Source organism: Methylobacterium sp. TK31, assembly GCF_055361545.1.
The window spans coordinates 1347426-1365074 of the sequence record NZ_CM143964.1; the positions used below are offsets into that span (position 1 = coordinate 1347426).

12 protein-coding genes are annotated in these 17649 nt (G+C 70.7%); 9 read left to right on the plus strand and 3 right to left on the minus strand.

Annotated features, from left to right (window positions below; all coding sequences use genetic code 11):
* Positions 1–37: 37 nt before the first annotated feature.
* From tkt to ACXJY8_RS06205, 3 genes are all read right to left on the minus strand, one after another.
* Positions 38–2113: a transketolase gene (tkt, locus tag ACXJY8_RS06195; RefSeq protein WP_463777492.1), complete on the minus strand. Its 2076-nt coding sequence runs from the start codon at positions 2111–2113 to the stop codon at positions 38–40.
* 51 nt (positions 2114–2164) lie between these two features.
* The gene (locus tag ACXJY8_RS06200) at positions 2165–4069 is read right to left on the minus strand and encodes a glycoside hydrolase family 15 protein (RefSeq protein WP_463777495.1); all 1905 of its coding nucleotides are present in this window, start codon (positions 4067–4069) and stop codon (positions 2165–2167) included.
* Positions 4070–4214: 145 nt separating this feature from the next.
* Positions 4215–4841: a hypothetical protein gene (locus tag ACXJY8_RS06205; protein WP_463777497.1), complete on the minus strand. Its 627-nt coding sequence runs from the start codon at positions 4839–4841 to the stop codon at positions 4215–4217.
* A 254-nt stretch (positions 4842–5095) separates the two neighbouring features.
* On the opposite strand from ACXJY8_RS06205, the gene ACXJY8_RS06210 reads away from it, so the two are divergent.
* The 9 genes from ACXJY8_RS06210 (at position 5096) to ACXJY8_RS06250 (ending at position 17616) form a co-directional block, all read left to right on the plus strand.
* Positions 5096–5683, plus strand: a complete 588-nt coding sequence (locus ACXJY8_RS06210) for an ANTAR domain-containing response regulator (RefSeq protein WP_463777499.1) — start codon at positions 5096–5098, stop codon at positions 5681–5683.
* A 13-nt stretch (positions 5684–5696) separates the two neighbouring features.
* Positions 5697–6713: a CmpA/NrtA family ABC transporter substrate-binding protein gene (locus tag ACXJY8_RS06215; protein ID WP_463777502.1), complete on the plus strand. Its 1017-nt coding sequence runs from the start codon at positions 5697–5699 to the stop codon at positions 6711–6713.
* 412 nt (positions 6714–7125) lie between these two features.
* Positions 7126–8415 carry a CmpA/NrtA family ABC transporter substrate-binding protein gene (locus ACXJY8_RS06220; protein ID WP_463777505.1) on the plus strand — a complete coding sequence of 430 codons (1290 nt, stop codon included), beginning with the start codon at positions 7126–7128 and terminating at the stop codon, positions 8413–8415.
* Positions 8415–9281, plus strand: coding sequence for a nitrate ABC transporter permease (ntrB, locus tag ACXJY8_RS06225; protein WP_463777508.1), 867 nt, complete (start codon positions 8415–8417; stop codon positions 9279–9281). The genes ACXJY8_RS06220 and ntrB overlap by 1 nt, the downstream gene beginning before the upstream one ends.
* A gap of 12 nt (positions 9282–9293) precedes the next feature.
* Positions 9294–10088, plus strand: a complete 795-nt coding sequence (locus ACXJY8_RS06230; protein ID WP_463777510.1) for an ABC transporter ATP-binding protein — start codon at positions 9294–9296, stop codon at positions 10086–10088.
* 17 nt (positions 10089–10105) lie between these two features.
* The gene (locus tag ACXJY8_RS06235; RefSeq protein WP_463777512.1) at positions 10106–11326 is read left to right on the plus strand and encodes an NAD(P)/FAD-dependent oxidoreductase; all 1221 of its coding nucleotides are present in this window, start codon (positions 10106–10108) and stop codon (positions 11324–11326) included.
* An 11-nt stretch (positions 11327–11337) separates the two neighbouring features.
* Positions 11338–13128 (plus strand): NirA family protein, encoded by a 1791-nt coding sequence (locus tag ACXJY8_RS06240; protein WP_463777515.1) that lies wholly within the window; start codon positions 11338–11340, stop codon positions 13126–13128.
* A complete protein-coding gene (locus ACXJY8_RS06245; protein ID WP_463777518.1) occupies positions 13125–14726 on the plus strand; it encodes a sulfite reductase subunit alpha in 1602 nt (533 codons plus the stop codon). Before ACXJY8_RS06240 ends, ACXJY8_RS06245 begins: the two co-directional genes overlap by 4 nt.
* 217 nt (positions 14727–14943) lie before the next feature.
* Positions 14944–17616, plus strand: a complete 2673-nt coding sequence (locus ACXJY8_RS06250; RefSeq protein ID WP_463777520.1) for a nitrate reductase — start codon at positions 14944–14946, stop codon at positions 17614–17616.
* Positions 17617–17649 lie beyond the last annotated feature (33 nt).

Genomic DNA, 17649 nt, shown 5'->3' on the forward strand with positions numbered 1-17649 from the left:
ATCACGTTCCGAGCAGGGTCCCGAGACCCTGCGCCGCCTACTTCCGATGCCGGGCGATCTGGTCGCGGGCGGCCTGGACCACCTTCTCGGGCGTGAAGCCGAACTTCGTCTGCAGGTCCTTGATCGGTGCCGAGGAGCCGAAGGTGTGCATGCCGATGATCGTGCCGGCCGAGCCCGCGTAGCGGTCCCAGCCGATGACCGAGCCCTGCTCGACGGCGACGCGGGCCAGCACCTCGGGGACGAGCACGCTGTTGCGGTAGGCCTCGTCCTGGCGCTCGAACAGGTCCCAGGAGGGCATTGAGACGACGCGGGCCTTCACGCCTTCGGCCGTCAGCGCCTCGTAGGCGGAGACGCAGAGCTGCACCTCGGACCCCGTGCCGATGAGGATCACCTCCGGCGTGCCCTCGCAATCGGCGAGCACGTAGGCCCCCTGGGCGGTCCCGGATGCGGCCGCGTATTTCGAGCGATCCAGGGTCGGCAGCGGCTGGCGGCTCAGCGCCAGCACCGCCGGCTGGTCCTTCAGGCCCATGATCACCCGGTAGGCCTCCGCGACCTCGTTGGCATCCGCCGGACGCAGGGTCACGAGGCCGGGGATCGCCCGCAGGGTCAGAAGCTGCTCCACCGGCTGGTGGGTCGGGCCGTCCTCGCCGACGCCGATCGAATCGTGCGTGAAGACGTGGAAGACCGGCACCTCCATCAGCGCCGCGAGGCGGATCGGCGGGCGCATGTAATCGGCGAAGACCAGGAAGGTGGCGCCGTAGGCCCGCAGGCCCACGAGGCCGAGGCCGTTCACGATGGAGCCCATCGCGTGCTCGCGGACGCCGAAATGGATGTTGCGGCCGCCCGGCTCGAAGGGGGTGAGCGAGCCGGCCCCCTCGAAGGTGAGGTTGGTCTTGTTGGACGGCGCGAGGTCGGCCGAGCCGCCGAGCATGAACGGCACGTGCTGCGCGATGGCGTTCAGCACCTTGCCGGAGGATTCGCGGGTGGCGAGGCCCTTGGCGTCAGGCTCGAAGACCGGGATGTCCTTGTCCCAGCCCTCCGGCAGCCGGCCTTCCAGGAAGGCGTCGAGCTCCTCGGCATGGGTCGGGTCCGCCGCCTTCGCCTCGCGGAAGAAGCCGTCCCAGGTGGCGTAGAGCTCGGCGCCGCGCTTGCCGATGCCGTTGCGGAAGTTGTCGTAGACGCCGTCCGGCACCAGGAACTGCGCGTCCTCGGGCCAGCCATAGGCGCGCTTGGCGCCCTTGACCTCGTCCTCCCCGAGGGCGTCCGAGTGGGCCTTGGCGGTGTTCTGCTTCTTGGGCGCGCCGTAGCCGATGATCGAGTTGACGACGATCAGGGTCGGGCGGTCGCTGGACTGGAGGAAGGTCTCCAGGGCGGACGAGACCGCGTGGACGTCGTTGGCGTCGGCCACCCGCAGGACCTGCCAGCCATAGGCGAGGAAGCGGGCCGCGACCTCCTCCGAGAAGGCGAGCTCGGTGTGGCCCTCGATGGTGATGGTGTTGTTGTCGTAGATCCAGCACAGGTTCGACAGGCGCAGGTGCCCGGCGATGGAGGCGGCCTCCGCGGCGACGCCCTCCATCAGGTCGCCGTCCGAGCAGATGGCGTAGACGTTGTAGTCGAACAGCGGCAGCTCGGGCCGGTTGAGGCGCTCGCCGAGGAAGCGGCCGCCCATCGCCATGCCGACGGAGTTCGCGACGCCCTGGCCCAGCGGGCCGGTGGTGGTCTCGACGCCGGTGGTGAAGTGGTACTCGGGATGGCCCGGGGTCCGGCTGTCGAGCTGGCGGAAGTTCTTGAGGTCGTCGATGGTGAGGGCAGGGGCGTTGCCGCCATCCTTCTCGACGACGCCGGCGAGATGAATCAGCCCGTAGAGCAGCATCGAGGCGTGGCCGGCCGAGAGCACGAAGCGGTCGCGATTCGGCCAGTGCGGATGCGCCGGGTCGTAGCGCAGGTAGTGGTTCCACAGGGTGTAGGCCACGGGGGCCAGCGCCATCGGGGCACCGGCATGGCCGGAATTGGCCTTCTGCACCGCGTCGATGGCGAGCGTCCGGAGCGTGTCGATGCTGAGCTTGTCGATCTCGCTCAGGGCCGCGTTCGGCTTGGTGTCTGCTCCGCTCATTGCTCGTCGTCCTTCGTTTCTGGGCTTGTTCGCCGACCGCGTTCCGAACGCTCAGGCGTCGCGCCGTTGGGGCGCGGCCGTGGCCGCACCCGGGGATCCGGCATCCGCGGAGCCACTGCTCCGCTCCTTGGCCGGACCCTTGGCCCGGCTGTAGTTGAGAATGGTGTTCACCAGCGTGACGTGGCTGAAGGCCTGCGGGAAATTGCCCACGAGCCTCTGTGCCCGCACATCATACTCCTCCGCCACCAATCCGACATCGTTGCAGACGCCGATCAGCCTCTCGATCAGCGCACGCGCCTCCTCGCAGCGGCCGAGGCCGATGAGGTTGTCGGCATACCAGAACGAGCAGGGCAGGAACGCGCCCTCGTCGCCGGGCAGCCCGTCCGTGGTCTGGTTCTCGGTGTCGTAGCGCAGCACGAAGCCGTCGCGCATCAGGGTGCGGCCGATGGCATCGACGGTGCCGACCACGCGGGGATCGTCCTGGGGCAGGAATCCCATATGGGCGATCAGCAGCAGGCTCGCGTCGAGGCGCTTCGAACCGTAGGATTGCACGAAGCTGTTCAGCTCGGGATCGAAGCCCTTGGCGCAGACCTCGGCGTGGATCTGGTCGCGGATCTCGCGCCAGCGCCCCACCGGCACGTCGCGGGCCCGGCTCGGCCGGTGGTTCACGCCGGTGGCGCGGATCTCGTCCTGCTCGTGCCCTTCCGCCTCCTCGAAGGAGCGGATGGCACGGTCGAAGGCGACCCAGGCCATCACCTTCGAATGCACGAAGTGCCGGCGCCCGCCGCGCACCTCCCAGATGCCCTCGTCCGGGGTGCACCAGACCTTCTCGAGATGGCGCAGCAGCGCCTCGCCCACCCGCCAGCCGTCCGCGTCGCCCTGGAGACCGCGCTGGCGCGCCTGGTAGAGCGCGTCGAAGATCTCGCCGTAGACGTCGAGCTGGAACTGCTCCACCGCCGCGTTGCCGATGCGCACGGGCTTCGAGTTCTCGTAGCCGGGCAGCCAGTCGAGCTCGATCTCGGGCAGCATGCGCTCCCCGGCGATGCCGTAGAGGATGTGGGCCTGCTCCGGATTGCCCGCGACCGCGCGCACCAGCCAGTCGCGCCAGGCGCGGGCCTCGTCGAGGTAGCCGCCATCCATCAGGGCGATGAGGGTGAAGGTGGAATCGCGCAGCCAGCAGAATCGGTAATCCCAGTTGCGCACGCCACCGAGATCCTCCGGCAGGGAGGTGGTGGGTGCCGCGACGATGCCGCCGGTGGGCTGGTAGATCAGCGCCTTCAGGGTGAGCAGCGACCGCTTCAGGATCGCGTCCCACGGGGTGCCGGAGGCGGCCCGGCCCGACCAGTCGCGCCAGTAGCGGTCGGTCTCGAACAGCACCTTGCGGGGCTGGATCGGCGCCGGGTCGTCCTCGTGGGAGGCGCCGTAGCTCAGGGTGAAGGCCACGCTCTGGCCCGCCTCGACCGTGAATTCCGAGACGGTGGTCTGGTCCTGGCCGAACGTCGGCACGAGGGTGCGCAGCACCACCTTGTGCGGCCCCGAGATCGCGCGCAGATCGCCGAGCTCGTTGTGCGAGACCCACGGCACGGCGAGCCCGTAATCGAAGCGCACGCGCAGGCGCATCCGCATGGGCACCGAGCCCTCGATCCCCTCGACGATCCGGACGAGGTGCGCGCCGTCGTTGGCGGGCATGTAGTCGGTCACCCGCACGGCGCCGCCGGCGGTCTCGTGCCGGGTTTCCAGGACGAGACTGCCCTCGCGGTACTGCCGGGTGGTCGTCGCCGCATCGACGGGACCGAGTTTCCAGTAGCCGTGGTCCTCGGTGCCGAGCAGGGCGGCGAAGCAGGCGGCGGAATCGAAGCGGGGCCAGCAGAGCCAGTCGACGCTGCCGTCGCGGGCGATCAGCGCAGCGGTACGGCCATCGCCGACGAGTGCATAATCCTCGATCCGTCCGGCCATCCAGGTCCTCGTATCCGCGCAGCCGACCGTCACGCGGCGCGCGGCGGTGCGTCATCGCTGGCGTCCACCTAGTCCCCGAACCGGGCAGGGTCCAGGGTCGGCGCGGCAATTGCCGCGTGTCTGCCGCCCGAAACGGCGCCCGGCCTCAGCGCAGGCGCTCGACCCAGCCCGACACGGCGGCCCCGAGGGTGGCGGTCTCGGCCCCGATCGCCGCTCCGCCGGCGCCCACGAAGGCACCGGCCGCGGCGCCCGCTCGGGTCACGGCCCGGATCGTCGGTGCGAAGGGCAGGGCGACCTCGGGCAGGATGCCGTCGTCCGCGGCGGCGACCGTGCCGTCGGCCTCGGCCTCCGGCATGAAGGGCAGCGGCTTGTCGGTGGCCGTGGGCGCGGGGGCCTTGCCGGCGACGCGCGCCGCGTCGAGCCGGCGCGGCGCGGCGAGGCGCGCCGCCGCCCGAGGAAGCGCCTTGTGGGCCTGAACCGCGGGAGCGGGTTCGGCCTGAGCGAGCACCACCATCGGGAACTGGGTCTGGAAGGCGAGGGGCGCCGGGATGTAGGGCGTCGCCGCCACCGCCTGGGGGGCGGTCGCGACCGCCGTCGCCGGAGCCGAGGCTGTCGGCGCCACGGCCGCCGGCTCGCGACCCGGCTCGTGACAGAGATAAGAGGCGGCGCCGAGGATCACCGCCATCATCAGGGTGGGCAGGAGGGGCGGGGTGACGCCGCGTGCGGTGCCCGTGTCGAACGCCGAGGGAGCGGGGGGCGTGCACGCTGACATCCGGGTCACCTCACTGTGCGATTCGGCGATCGGTTCGATGGCCGACGGCATTAGCCGGTCCGTTTGCGGCAGAACCTGGGCTGTTTCCTCTCGCGATGGTAACGGTCGTTCGGGCACGCCGCTTGCGTGCCGGGCCCTCACCCGTCGGATCATCGCGCAGGTTTTCCTGTCGCCCGCCGACGGAACATGGCAGTCCCCAGCCAACGGCCGCGAACCGAACCCCTTCCTCCATCCCGACCCACCCTCAGATCCCGATGACCGAGCCGACCCTGACCGTCGCCGTGATCGATCCGAGCCGGGCGCGCGCCGCGATCCTCGAGGAGGGGCTCACGGCGGCGGGCTCGACCCGCGTCGTGGTTCTGCCCGACACCCCCGACCTGCCGGCCCGGGTGGCCGCGCTGAACCCGGATGTGGTCGTGATCCATCTGGAAAGCCCGAGCCGGGACATCCTGGAGCAGATGTCGGGCCTGTCCCGGCACGTGGAGCGGCCGGTGGCGATGTTCGTCGACCGCTCCGATGTGCCGATGATGCAGGCGGCGATGGATGCGGGCATTTCCGCCTACGTGGTCGACGGCCTGCAGCCGCAGCGCATCCGCTCGATCCTCGACGTGGCGATCCTGCGCTTCAACGCCTTCGCGCGGCTGCAGCGCGAACTGTCCGAGGCGCGGGGCGAACTCGCCGACCGCAAGCTGATCGAGCGGGCCAAGGGCATCCTCATGACCGCCAAGGGCCTCTCCGAGGAGGAAGCCTACCGGACGATGCGGCGCAAGGCCATGAACGAGAAGCGGAAGATCGCCGACATCGCCCGCGCCATCGTGACGGCGGCGGACCTCCTGGGATGAGAGGCCCGCCCCGATGAGACTCGCCCTCGGATACGTGCCGCTCATCGACGCGGCGCCCCTGATCGCCGCCGTGGAGGGCGGCTTCACCGCCGCCGAGGGCCTGGCGGTGGACCTCGTCAGCGAGCCCTCCTGGGCGACGCTCCGGGACAAGCTGGCGCTGGGCCACCTCGACGGGGCCCACATGCTCGCACCCCTCGCCATCGCCAGCGCGCTGGGAATCAGCGGTCCCGAGACCGACCTCGTGGTGCCCCTGGGGCTCAGCCTCAACGGCAATGCGGTCACGGTCTCGCGCCCGCTCTGGGCCGAGATGGCGCCGGAGGCCGCGGATCTCGATACGATCGCGCAGGCGTTTTCCCGCGTCGCACGCGGGCGGGCCGCGCAGGGCCGGCCCCTGACCCTGGGCACCGTGCACCCCTTCTCGTGCCATACCTACCAGCTCCGGATGTTCGCCGCCCGCGGCGGCCTCGACCTCGACGCCGCGACCCGGCTGGTGGTCATCCCCCCGCCCTGGATCGCCGAGGCCCTGCAATCCGGTCAGATCGACGGGTTCTGCGTCGGCAGCCCCTGGAACAGCGTCGCGGTGGCCGAGGGCTACGGCCGCATCGCCGCCCTCGGCTGCGAGCTGGCGCCGGACTGCCCGGAAAAGGTGCTGGCCCTGCCGGCCTATGCGGCGGAGACGTGCGCGGCCCTGGTCCGGGCGGTGCGGCGGGCGGGGCACTGGTGCGCCGCCCCCGAGAATCGGCGCGAACTGGCGAGCCTGCTCGCCCATCCGAGCCATCTCGGCATCGACCCGGGGCTCGTCCATCGGGCCTTGGCCGGCACCGTGGTGATCGACCCGGACGGGACCGAGCGGCGGGCGGAGCAGTTCGTGGTGTTCGGAGCGGAGGCCGAACGGCCGCGGCCCGGACAGGCGGAGTGGCTTCTCGACCGCATGGCCGCCGCCGGCCAGATCCTCCCCAACCCGACCCTGGCCGCCCGCGCCCGCGCGATCTACCGACCCGACCTGTACGCTGCAGCGGTCGGCGACTGAGCCGGGGCGCTGCCGCCCGTTCCGGCAGCCTGCCTGTGAATTGTGCAGTGCGGCAGCTGGCGCGCGACGAGGCAGACACACGGGGAGGCGCGCCCGACCGGCTCGATCGGCGCGGCCTCGTCCGGCCCCGGAGCCGGGCTCGGACGGTGAGGCATTCTCGACAAACGGCTGCGTCCCGAAGACCTTGGAACGATTCCGACATCGCCCGCATCGCCCCGGCCCGACGCGCCGACCCGACTTGGCACGCCCCGTGCAGGTGTCGGAGGGCTCGCCAACGATGACGAGCCTTATCCGTCGGCAGAGCCGCTGACCCGAGTCCCCCACGGAACGCAGATCTTGCGTTCGATGGATGTGCTTGGTCGGCGGTTTTTTCTTTGATGGATGCCCATTGCTTTCGAGGATGTCGGGTTCGATGACTGACGGTTTCCGCAACAACCGCCGTGATCTGCTGAAGGGTGCCGCCGCGACGCTGTCCCTGGCGGCGCTCGCCCGCACCGCGCTGCCGGGCGGAGCCTTCGCGCAGGGCGCCGGCCCCGAGGTGAAGGGGGCCAAGCTCGGCTTCATCGCCCTGACCGATGCGAGCCCGCTCTTCGTGGCCAAGGAGAAGGGCTTCTTCGCCAAGCACGGCATGCCCGACGTGGAGGTCCTCAAGCAGGCCTCCTGGGGCACCACCCGCGACAACCTCGTGCTCGGCTCCGAGGGCAACGGCATCGACGGCGCCCACATCCTGACGCCGATGCCCTATCTCATCTCGGCCGGACGGGTGACGCAGAACAACGTGCCCGTACCGATGCACATCCTGGCCCGGCTCAACACCAACGGCCAGTGCATCTCGGTGGCCAAGGAGTACCTCGACCAGAAGGTCGCCCTCGACGCGAAGGTGTTCAAGGCGGCGATCGAGAAGAAGAAGGCCGCCGGAAAGTCGGTGAAGGCGGCCATGACCTTCCCGGGCGGCACCCACGACCTCTGGATCCGCTACTGGATGGCCGCCGGCGGCATCGACCCGGACAAGGACATCGAGACCATCGTCGTGCCGCCGCCCCAGATGGTGGCGAACATGAAGGTCGGCACGATGGACTGCTTCTGCGTGGGCGAGCCCTGGAACGCCCAGCTCGTGCAGCAGAGCCTCGGCTACACCGCGCTCACCACCGGCGAACTCTGGAAGGACCATCCCGAGAAGGCCTTCGCCATGCGGGCCTCCTTCACGGAGAAATACCCGAACGCCACCAAGGCGCTGCTGATGGCCGTGCTCGAGGCCCAGCAATGGTGCGACAAGCCCGAGAACAAGGACGAGGTCGCCGCCATCGCGGCCAAGCGCCAGTGGATGAACGTCCCGGTCTCGGACGTCGCCGGCCGCATCAAGGGGACGATCGACTACGGCGACGGCCGCGTGGTCGAGAACAGCCCCTTTGTGATGAAGTTCTGGAACGACAACGCGTCGTATCCCTACCAGTCCCACGACCTCTGGTTCCTGACCGAGGACATCCGCTGGGGCAAGTTCGACGCGCAGACCGACACCAAGGCCCTCGTCGCCAAGGTGAACCGCGAGGACCTCTGGCGCGAGGCGGCGAAGGCCCTCGGCGTCACGGCGATCCCGGCCTCGACCTCGCGCGGCAAGGAGACCTTCTTCGACGGCAAGGTCTTCGATCCGGCCGATCCGGCCGCCTACCTGTCCAGCCTCGGCATCAAGAGGATCGCGTGATGGCCAACACCACCACCCTCGCGGCCAGCCCGGCCGCCGCCGCGCCGGCCAAGCCGAAGCGGGCGCCCCTCGTCACGATGGCCACCCTGAACACCATCGCCAAGAACCTGATCCCGCCGATCGTGGTGCTGATCGCCTTCCTGGTGATCTGGGAGATGCTGTGCTCGCGCCCGGGCGCCGGCCTGCCGCCGCCCTCGCGCGTCGTCACCGAGGCCTGGGACATCATCGCCCACCCGTTCTACGACAACGGCGGCACCGACAAGGGCCTGTTCTGGCACATCGCCGCCAGCATCCAGCGCGTGGCCCTCGGCTTCGCCCTGGCCACCGTCGCCGGCATCCTCACCGGCACCCTGATCGGCCAGTCGGAATGGGCCATGCGCGGCCTCGACCCGATCTTCCAGGTGCTGCGCACGATTCCGCCGCTGGCCTGGCTGCCGCTCTCGCTCGCCGCCTTCCGGGACGGCCAGCCCTCCGCGATCTTCGTGATCTTCATCACCTCGATCTGGCCGATCATCATCAACACGGCGGTGGGCATCCGGAACATCCCGCAGGATTACCGCAACGTGGCGGCGGTGCTGCGCCTCAACCCGCTGGAGTTCTTCGCCAAGATCATGCTGCCCTCGGCGGCTCCCTACATCTTCACCGGCCTGCGCATCGGCGTCGGCCTGTCCTGGCTCGCCATCGTGGCGGCCGAGATGCTCATCGGCGGCGTCGGCATCGGCTTCTTCATCTGGGATGCGTGGAACTCCTCCCACATCTCCGAGATCATCGTCGCCCTCGTCTATGTCGGCATCATCGGCTTCATCCTCGACCGCTTCGTCGCCTTCGTCGGCACCCTGGTCACCCGCGGCACCGCGACGGCCTGAGGAGACAATCCCATGAGCTATCTCAGCATCGAGAACGTCGGCATCAGCTTCACCCGCTCGGGCCGGACCAACGAGGTCCTGCGCGACGTCAGCGTGAAGATCGACAAGGGCGAGTTCGTCTCGCTGATCGGGCATTCGGGCTGCGGCAAGTCGACGGTGCTCAACATCGTCGCCGGCCTGCTCAAGGCCTCCACCGGCGGGGTGCTGCTCGAGGGCAAGGAGGTGAACAGCCCCGGGCCCGACCGCGCCGTGGTGTTCCAGAACCACTCGCTCCTGCCCTGGCTCACCGTGCGCGAGAACGTGGCGCTCGCCGTCGACAAGGTCTTCAAGGGCAAGAAGTCGAGGGCCGAGCGCAACGCCTGGATCGACCACAACCTGTCGCTGGTGAACATGACCCACGCCGCCGACCGGCGCCCGAGCGAGATCTCGGGCGGCATGAAGCAGCGCGTGGGCATCGCGCGGGCCCTGGCGATGGAGCCGAAGGTGCTGCTCCTCGACGAGCCCTTCGGGGCGCTGGACGCCCTCACCCGCGCCCATCTCCAGGACTCGCTCATGGACATCCATGCCCGGCTGAAGAACGCCGTGATCATGATCACCCACGACGTCGACGAGGCGGTGCTCCTCTCCGACCGCATCGTGATGATGACCAACGGCCCCTCCGCGACCGTCGGCGAGATCCTGCGGGTCGACCTCGAGCGCCCGCGCCGCCGCCTCGATCTCGTGGAGGACGCGACCTACACCCACGCCCGCGCCGAGGTGCTCGAATTCCTCTACGCGCGCCACGCCAAGCCCGCCATCGCTGCCTGAGGAACGGGTCTCGGACGATGCGGGAACGGCTGGTGGTGATCGGCAACGGCATGGCGTCGTTGCGCTTCCTGGAACGCCTCACCGAGCGGGCGCCGGGCCTGTACGACGTCACCGTCGTCGGGGCCGAGCCGCAGGCGGCCTATAACCGCGTGCTGCTCTCGTCCCTGCTCGGCGGCGAGGTCGACGAGGGCGCCTGCGCCTTCCGCGGCCTCGACTGGTACGCGGACCACGGCATCCGGCTCATCACCGGCGCGCCGGTCACCGAGATCGACCGCGAGAACGGCCTCGTGATGGTGGGGGAGGCCCATGTCCTGCCCTTCGACAAGCTCGTCCTCGCGGTGGGTTCCCTGCCCATCCGCCTGCCGAAGCCCGGCATGGACCTGCCCGGCGTGCTGACCTTCCGCGATCTCGCCGACGTCGCCGCCATCCGCAGGGCGGCGGTGGCGCACGCCCGGGCCATCGTGATCGGCGGCGGCCTCCTCGGCCTGGAGGCCGCCGTCGGCCTCGCGCGGCTCGGCGTCGACACCACGCTCCTGCACGTCATGGACCGGCTGATGGAGCGCCAGCTCGACCATGCCGCCGCCGGGCTGGTGAAGCGGGCCATGGAGGCCCGCGGCGTCAAGGTGCTGCTCAAGGCCGACACCGCGTCGGTCGAGGGCGACGGCCGGGTCGAGCGCCTGGTCCTGGCCGACGGCACGGTCCTGCCGGCCGACCTGGTGGTGATGTCGGTCGGCGTGCGTCCCAACGTGGCGCTGGCCCGGGACGCCGGGATCGAGACCGCGCGCGGCATCACGGTCGACGACCGGATGCAGTCCTCCGATGCCCGGATCTACGCGCTCGGCGAGTGCGCGGAGCATCGGGGCCAGGTCTACGGCCTCGTCGAGCCCGCCTACGAGCAGGCCGAGGCCCTGAGCCGCCACCTCGTCGGCGAGGAGGCGAGCTACCTCGGCACCGCCCTCTCCACCAGCCTGAAGGTCTCGGGGCTGCCGGTGTTCTCCGCCGGCCAGATCGAGGCGCCGGAGGGGGCCGAGACCGTGCTGATGTCGGATCCCGGCCTCGGCCTCTACCGCAAGCTCGTCGTCGCCGAAGACCGGCTCATCGGCGCGGTCTTCGTCGGCGACATCGGCGAGCAGGGCTGGTGCAAGGAGCTCATCCGCACCGGTGGCTCCATCGCCGATCACCGCGACGACCTCCTGTTCGGGCGCCCCGCGCCCGTCTCCCAACCCCTCGCAGCGTGAGGAGCCCGCCCATGGCCGACGCATTCAACGCCGAGCAGAAGCGCTATCTGGAAGGCTTCGCCTCCGGCATCAGTGCCGCCCGGCTGACCGGCGGCCTGGCCCTCGGGCCGGGCGCCTCCGCCCCGCCGGCCGAGCCGACCGGCCCCGACGCGATCCACATCAAGGCGCAGGACGCCACGGTGAAGGCCGGCGGCAAGCTCTGCGAGCAGGAGAAGTGGAAGCGCGCCGAGAACCCCTTCGACGGCCACAACCGGCTCATCGCCGAGGCCGCCACGGGCAAGGCGCCCAAACCCGAGGACAACTTCCGCTGGCGCTATCACGGTCTGTTCTGGGTGGCCCCGGCCCAGAACTCCTACATGTGCCGCCTGCGCATCCCCAACGGCATCCTGCACCACTGGCAGTTCGCCGGCATCGCGGATCTGGCCGATGCGCATGGCGGCGGCTATGCCCACGTCACCACCCGGGCCAACCTGCAGGTCCGCGAGATCATCCCGGAGCACGGCCAGCCCTTCCTCGACGGGCTGATCGATCTCGGCCTCACCGCCCGGGGTGCGGGCGCCGACAACATCCGCAACGTCACCGGCTCGCCGGTGGCCGGCATCGATGCGCAGGAGCTGCTCGACACGCGGCCCCTGGCGAAGTCCTGGCACAACCACATCCTCAACGACCGCTCGCTCTTCGGCCTGCCGCGCAAGTTCAACGTCGCCTTCGACGGCGGCGGCGTGATGCCGGTGCTGGAGGAGACCAACGACATCGGCTTCCAGGCCGTGCGGGTGCTGGAGGGGGCGAGCGTCGCACCGGGCGTGTGGATGCGCCTCGTGCTGGGCGGCATCTCGGGTCACCGCGATCTCGCCCGCGACACCGGCGTCGTGCTGAAGCCGGAGGATTGCAACAGGGTCGCCGACGCCATCCTGCGGGTCTTCATCAAGAACGGTGACCGCACCAACCGCAACAAGAGCCGGATGAAGTACGTCCTCGACGCCTGGGGCTTCGACAAGTATCTCGCCGCCGTCGAGGAGGTGCTGGGGACCAAGCTCGACCGGGTCGACGCCGCCCACGTCGCGCCCCGCGGCGGCATGGACCGCTTCGCCCATGTGGGCGTGCACCGTCAGGTCCAGGAGGGCCTGAACTGGATCGGCGTGATCCTGCCCGTCGGCAAGATGACCACCGACCAGATGCGCGCCCTGGCACGAATCGCCGCCGAATGCGGCGACGGCGCCATCCGCATGACCGTCTGGCAGAACTTCCTGTTCTCCGGCGTGCCCGACGCGAAGGTGGCCGAGGTCCAGGCGCGGGTCGCGGCGCTCGGACTCACCACGGAGGCCTCCAGCATCCGCGCCGGCCTCGTCGCCTGCACGGGCAATCGCGGCTGCAAGTTCGCCGCCTCCGACACCAAGGGCCACGCCCTGGTCATCGCCGACTACATCGAGGCCCATCTGACGGAGCTCGACGTCCCGGTGAACGTCCATCTCACCGGCTGCCATCACTCGTGCGCCCAGCACTACATCGGCGACATCGGGCTGATCGGGGCCAAGGTCGTGGTCTCGGAGGAGGGCGACACCGTCGAGGGCTACGACATCGTCGTCGGCGGCGGCTTCGGCGACAGCCCGAAGATCGGCACCGAGATCTGGAAGGCCGTGAGGGCCGAGGATTGCCCGGCCCGCATTGAGGCTCTGCTGCGGAGCTACCTCGCCCGCCGCACCGGCCCGGACGAGAGCTTCCAGGCCTTCACCGCCCGCACCGGCCCCGAATCCCTGCGCAACATCGCCGAAGAGCAACCCGTCCTGAAGGCCGCCGCATGAGCGAGCACGTCACGCCCCCCCTGGTTCTCATCCCCGAGACCGCCCCCTTCGATCCGGACCAGCGTGCCTGGCTCTCGGGCTACTTCGCGGCGCTGCTGGGCCCCGCCGTCGAGGGCGCCACGGCGCTGGCACCGGGCGACGCGCCGGCCGGCGGCGTGAGGCTCGCCGACAACGACGACGCGCCCTGGCACGATCCCTCGCTGCCTCTGCCCGAGCGCATGGAGATGGCCAAGGAGCGGCCCGAGCCGCAGAAGCTGATGGCCGCCATGGCGCAGCAGGATTGCGGTCAGTGCGGCTACAACTGTGCCGACTACGCCAACGCGATCTTCCTCAAGAACGAGGAGCGCCTGAACCTGTGCCAGCCGGGCGGCAAGGACACGCTCCGGATGCTGAAGAAGCTCGAGGAGGAATTCGGCGCCGCCGGCGGCGGAGCGCCGAAGGCGTCCGAGGACGCTGCGCCCAAGGCCGCCCCCGAACTCGGTCCGCTCGGATTCTGCCGGGAGAACCCCGTGGAGGCGACCTTCGTCTCCCGTACGCGCCTCAACGCGCCGGGGGGCGAGAAGGAGACCTGGCACATCGAGATCGACCTGACGGACACGCCGATCGACTACGTGGTCGGCGATTCCCTCGGGCTGTTCCCCACCAATGCGCCGGCCCTGGTCGACGCGGTCATCGCCGAGCTCGGCGCACGGCCCGAGCGCAGGATCGGCGGCAAGACCCTGCGCGACCGGCTCCTGACCGATTACGCGCTGGGCGGTGCGCCGGACGGGCTCTACCAGCTCCTCTCGCTCCTCACCTCGGGGGAGGCGCGCCGGAAGGCGCAGGCGCTCGCCGCCGGCGAGGACCCGGACGGCGACGCCGCCCATCTCGACGTGCTCGGCGCCCTCCACAAGTTCCCCGGCGCGCGCCCCGATGCCGAGGTGTTCCTGGAAGCCCTCGACGAGTTGCAGCCGCGGCTCTACTCGATCTCGTCCTCGCCGAAGGCCGATCCGGGCCGGGTCTCGCTCACCGTCGACGCGGTGCGCTACAGCCACCGCTCGCGCCTGCGCCTCGGCGTCGCCTCGACCCATCTGGGCGAGCGGATGCCCGAGGGCATGAAGGTGAAGGTCTACCTGCAGAAGGCGCACGGGTTCGCCCTGCCGGAGGACCTCGCGAAGGACGTCATCATGGTGGGTCCCGGCACCGGCATCGCGCCGTTCCGCGCCTTCCTGCGCGAGCGCGACGCGACGGGAGCGCCGGGCCGGAACTGGCTGTTCTACGGCCACCAGAAGCAGGCCTCCGACTTCTTCTACAAGGACGAGCTGAACGCCCTTAAGGACAGGAAAGTGCTCACGCGGCTGTCGCTGGCCTGGTCCCGCGACGGCGCCGAGAAGACCTACGTCCAGGACCGCATGCGGGAGACCGGCGCGGAGCTGTGGACCTGGCTCGAGGGCGGCGCGCATTTCTACGTCTGCGGCGATGCCAAGCGCATGGCCAAGGACGTGGAGCGGGCGATCATCGACGTCGCCGGCACGCACGGGGGCAAGAACCCCGACGAGGCCGTGGCCTACCTCGCCCATCTCAAGAAGACCGGCCGCTATCAGGCCGACGTGTACTGAGCGCGCCATCTCAACCCTCTCCCCTCTGCGGGGGAGGGTGGCCCGCGCATGCGGGTCGGGAGAGGGGAGCACCGCCCTTTCCGAATTGGTCGCGCGGGCCCCTCTCCCGCCTGCTCCGCAGGCACCCTCTCCCGCAGAGGGGAGAGGGTGGGCGGTCTGCCCCGGCCCGTCTCTTGCCTCCATCCACGACCATAGAAAACCCGCCGAGGATTCCGCCATGAATGCGCACGTCCAGGCACCGGCCGCCCCCGTCAAGACCACCTGTCCCTATTGCGGCGTCGGCTGCGGCGTGCTCGCCACGCCGGACGGGCAGGGGGGTGCGGACATCGCCGGAGACACCGCACACCCGGCCAATTTCGGGCGCCTCTGCTCCAAGGGCTCGGCGCTGGGCGAGACGCTCTCCCTCGACAACCGCCTGCTCCACCCGCAGGTGGACGGCGTCCGCACGAGCTGGGAATCGGCCCTCGGCACCGTGGCGGGGTCCCTGCGCCGGATCGCGGAGCAGCACGGGCCGGACGCGATCGCGTTCTACCTCTCGGGCCAGCTCCTGACCGAGGACTACTACGTCGCCAACAAGCTCGCGAAGGGCTTCCTCGGCACCCCGCACGTCGACACCAACTCGCGCCTGTGCATGTCGAGCGCGGTGGCCGCCCACCGGCGCGCCTTCGGCTCGGACACCGTGCCGGGCTGCTACGAGGACCTCGAGGAAGCGGACCTCATCGTCCTCGTCGGGTCGAACACCGCCTGGTGCCACCCCATCCTGTTCCGCCGCATGGTCGACGCGCGGGCGAAACGCGGCACCAAGCTGGTGGTGATCGACCCCCGCCGGACCCAGACGGGCGAGGAGGCGGACCTCTTCCTCGGCCTGAAGGCCGGCACCGACACCGCCCTGTTCTCCGGCCTGCTGGTGCACCTCGCCAGCACGGGCTCCCTCGATTACCGCTTCGTCCTCGACCACACGACCGGCCTCGACGGCGCCCTCGAGCGGGCGCGCGCCATCGCGCCGACGATCTCCGCCACCGCCGCCGCCACCGGCCTGTCCGAGGCCGACGTGGCGCGGTTCTTCGAGCTGTTCGCCCGGACGAAGCGCGTCGTCACCGCTTTCTCGCAGGGGGTGAACCAGTCGGCTCAAGGCACCGACAAGGGCAACGCGATCATCAACTGCCACCTCGCCACCGGCCGCATCGGCCTGCCCGGCGCGGGGCCGTTCTCGCTGACCGGCCAGCCCAACGCCATGGGCGGGCGCGAGGTCGGGGGGCTGGCCAACATGCTGGCCGCCCACATGCACTTCACCCCCGAGGAGGTGGACCGCGTCCGCCGCTTCTGGGGCGCGCCCAACATCATCACCGGCGAGGGCATGAAGGCGGTCGCCCTGTTCGAGGCGATCGAGCGCGGCAAGATCAAGGCCCTGTGGGTGATGGGCACCAACCCCATCGTGTCGATGCCGCGCGCCGACCTGATCCGCGAGAGCCTCAAGTCCCTCGACCTCTACGTGGTCTCGGAGGCGGTGGCCGACAGCGACAGCGCCCGGGCGACGGGTGGCAGGACCGTGCTGCTGCCGGCCCTCGCCTGGGGCGAGAAGGACGGCACGGTGACGAATTCCGAGCGCCGGATCTCGCGCCAGCGCAGCTTCCTGAAGGCCCCCGGCGAGGCCCGGGCCGACTGGCAGATCGTCTGCGACGTCGCCAAGCGCCTCGGCCACGGCGAGGCCTTCGCCTATTCGGGCAGCGCCGCGATCTTCCGCGAGCATGCCAGCCTCTCGGCCTTCGAGAACAACGGCACCCGCGATTTCGATATCGGGGCCGTCAGCGACATGGCCGATGCGGCCTACGCGACCACGCCGCCGCTGCAATGGCCGCTGCCGAAGCGCGGCAAGGCCAAGGCGCGGCTCTTCGCCGACGGGCAGTTCTACACCTTCGACAAGCGCGCCCGCTTCGTGGCCGTGCAGGCCCCGGCGCTGGCGCAAGCGGTGAGCGAGGCCTACCCCCTCGTCCTCAACACGGGCCGGGTCCGCGACCACTGGCACACGATGACGCGCACGGGAAAGAGCCAGCGCCTCTCGGCCCACCGCTCCGTGCCCTTCGTGGAGATCCATCCGGACGACGCCGCTCCGCTCGGGCTGAAGGAGGGCGATCTCGCCCGGATCGCGACGCCGCACGGCACCGCGACCCTGGAGGCGATGGTCACCGACGCCGTGCGGCCGGGCAACCTGTTCGCGGCCTTCCACTGGAGCGCCGCCACCGCCTCGGATGCCCGGGTCGGCGCCCTGGTGCGGGGCGTGCCCGATCCGGTCTCCGGCCAGCCCGAATTGAAGGCGACGCCGGCCGGCATCGCCCCGGTGCCCTACCGCAACCGCGGCTTCCTGCTCACCCGCGGCGCGCACACCCTGCCGGAGGGCTGGTGGTGGGCGCGGGCCACGATCTCCGGCGGCTCGGGCCTGCAATTCGCCACGCAGGAGAGTTCGCGCGCCGTGGCGCTGATGATGCGCGGCCTGTTCCAGGGCCACGAACTCGCCGAATATGCCGACCATGCCCGCGGGCGCTACCGCTGCGCCGTCTACGAGGCCGGCCGCCTCGTGGCCTGCCTGGCGCTGGGCCCGGCCGAGGCCCGCCCGGGCTGGGAGGAGGCCAAGGGCCTGTTCGCCGAGCCGGAGCCCGCGCCCCCGGCCCGGCGCGCCCTCCTGTCGGGCCGGGCCGAGACCGCGTCGGCCGGGCCGACCGTCTGTGCCTGCCACGGGGTCGGCCTCGACGTCATCACGGGGGTGATCGCCGCGGGGGCCGGCACCGTCGAGGCGGTGGGTGCGGCCTGCAAGGCCGGCACGAATTGCGGCTCGTGCATCCCCGAGATCCGCAAGCTGCTGCCCGAGGTGCTTGCGCGCAACGCCGCATAGGCTCACTTTCGGCCCAATCGACACCCATGTCCC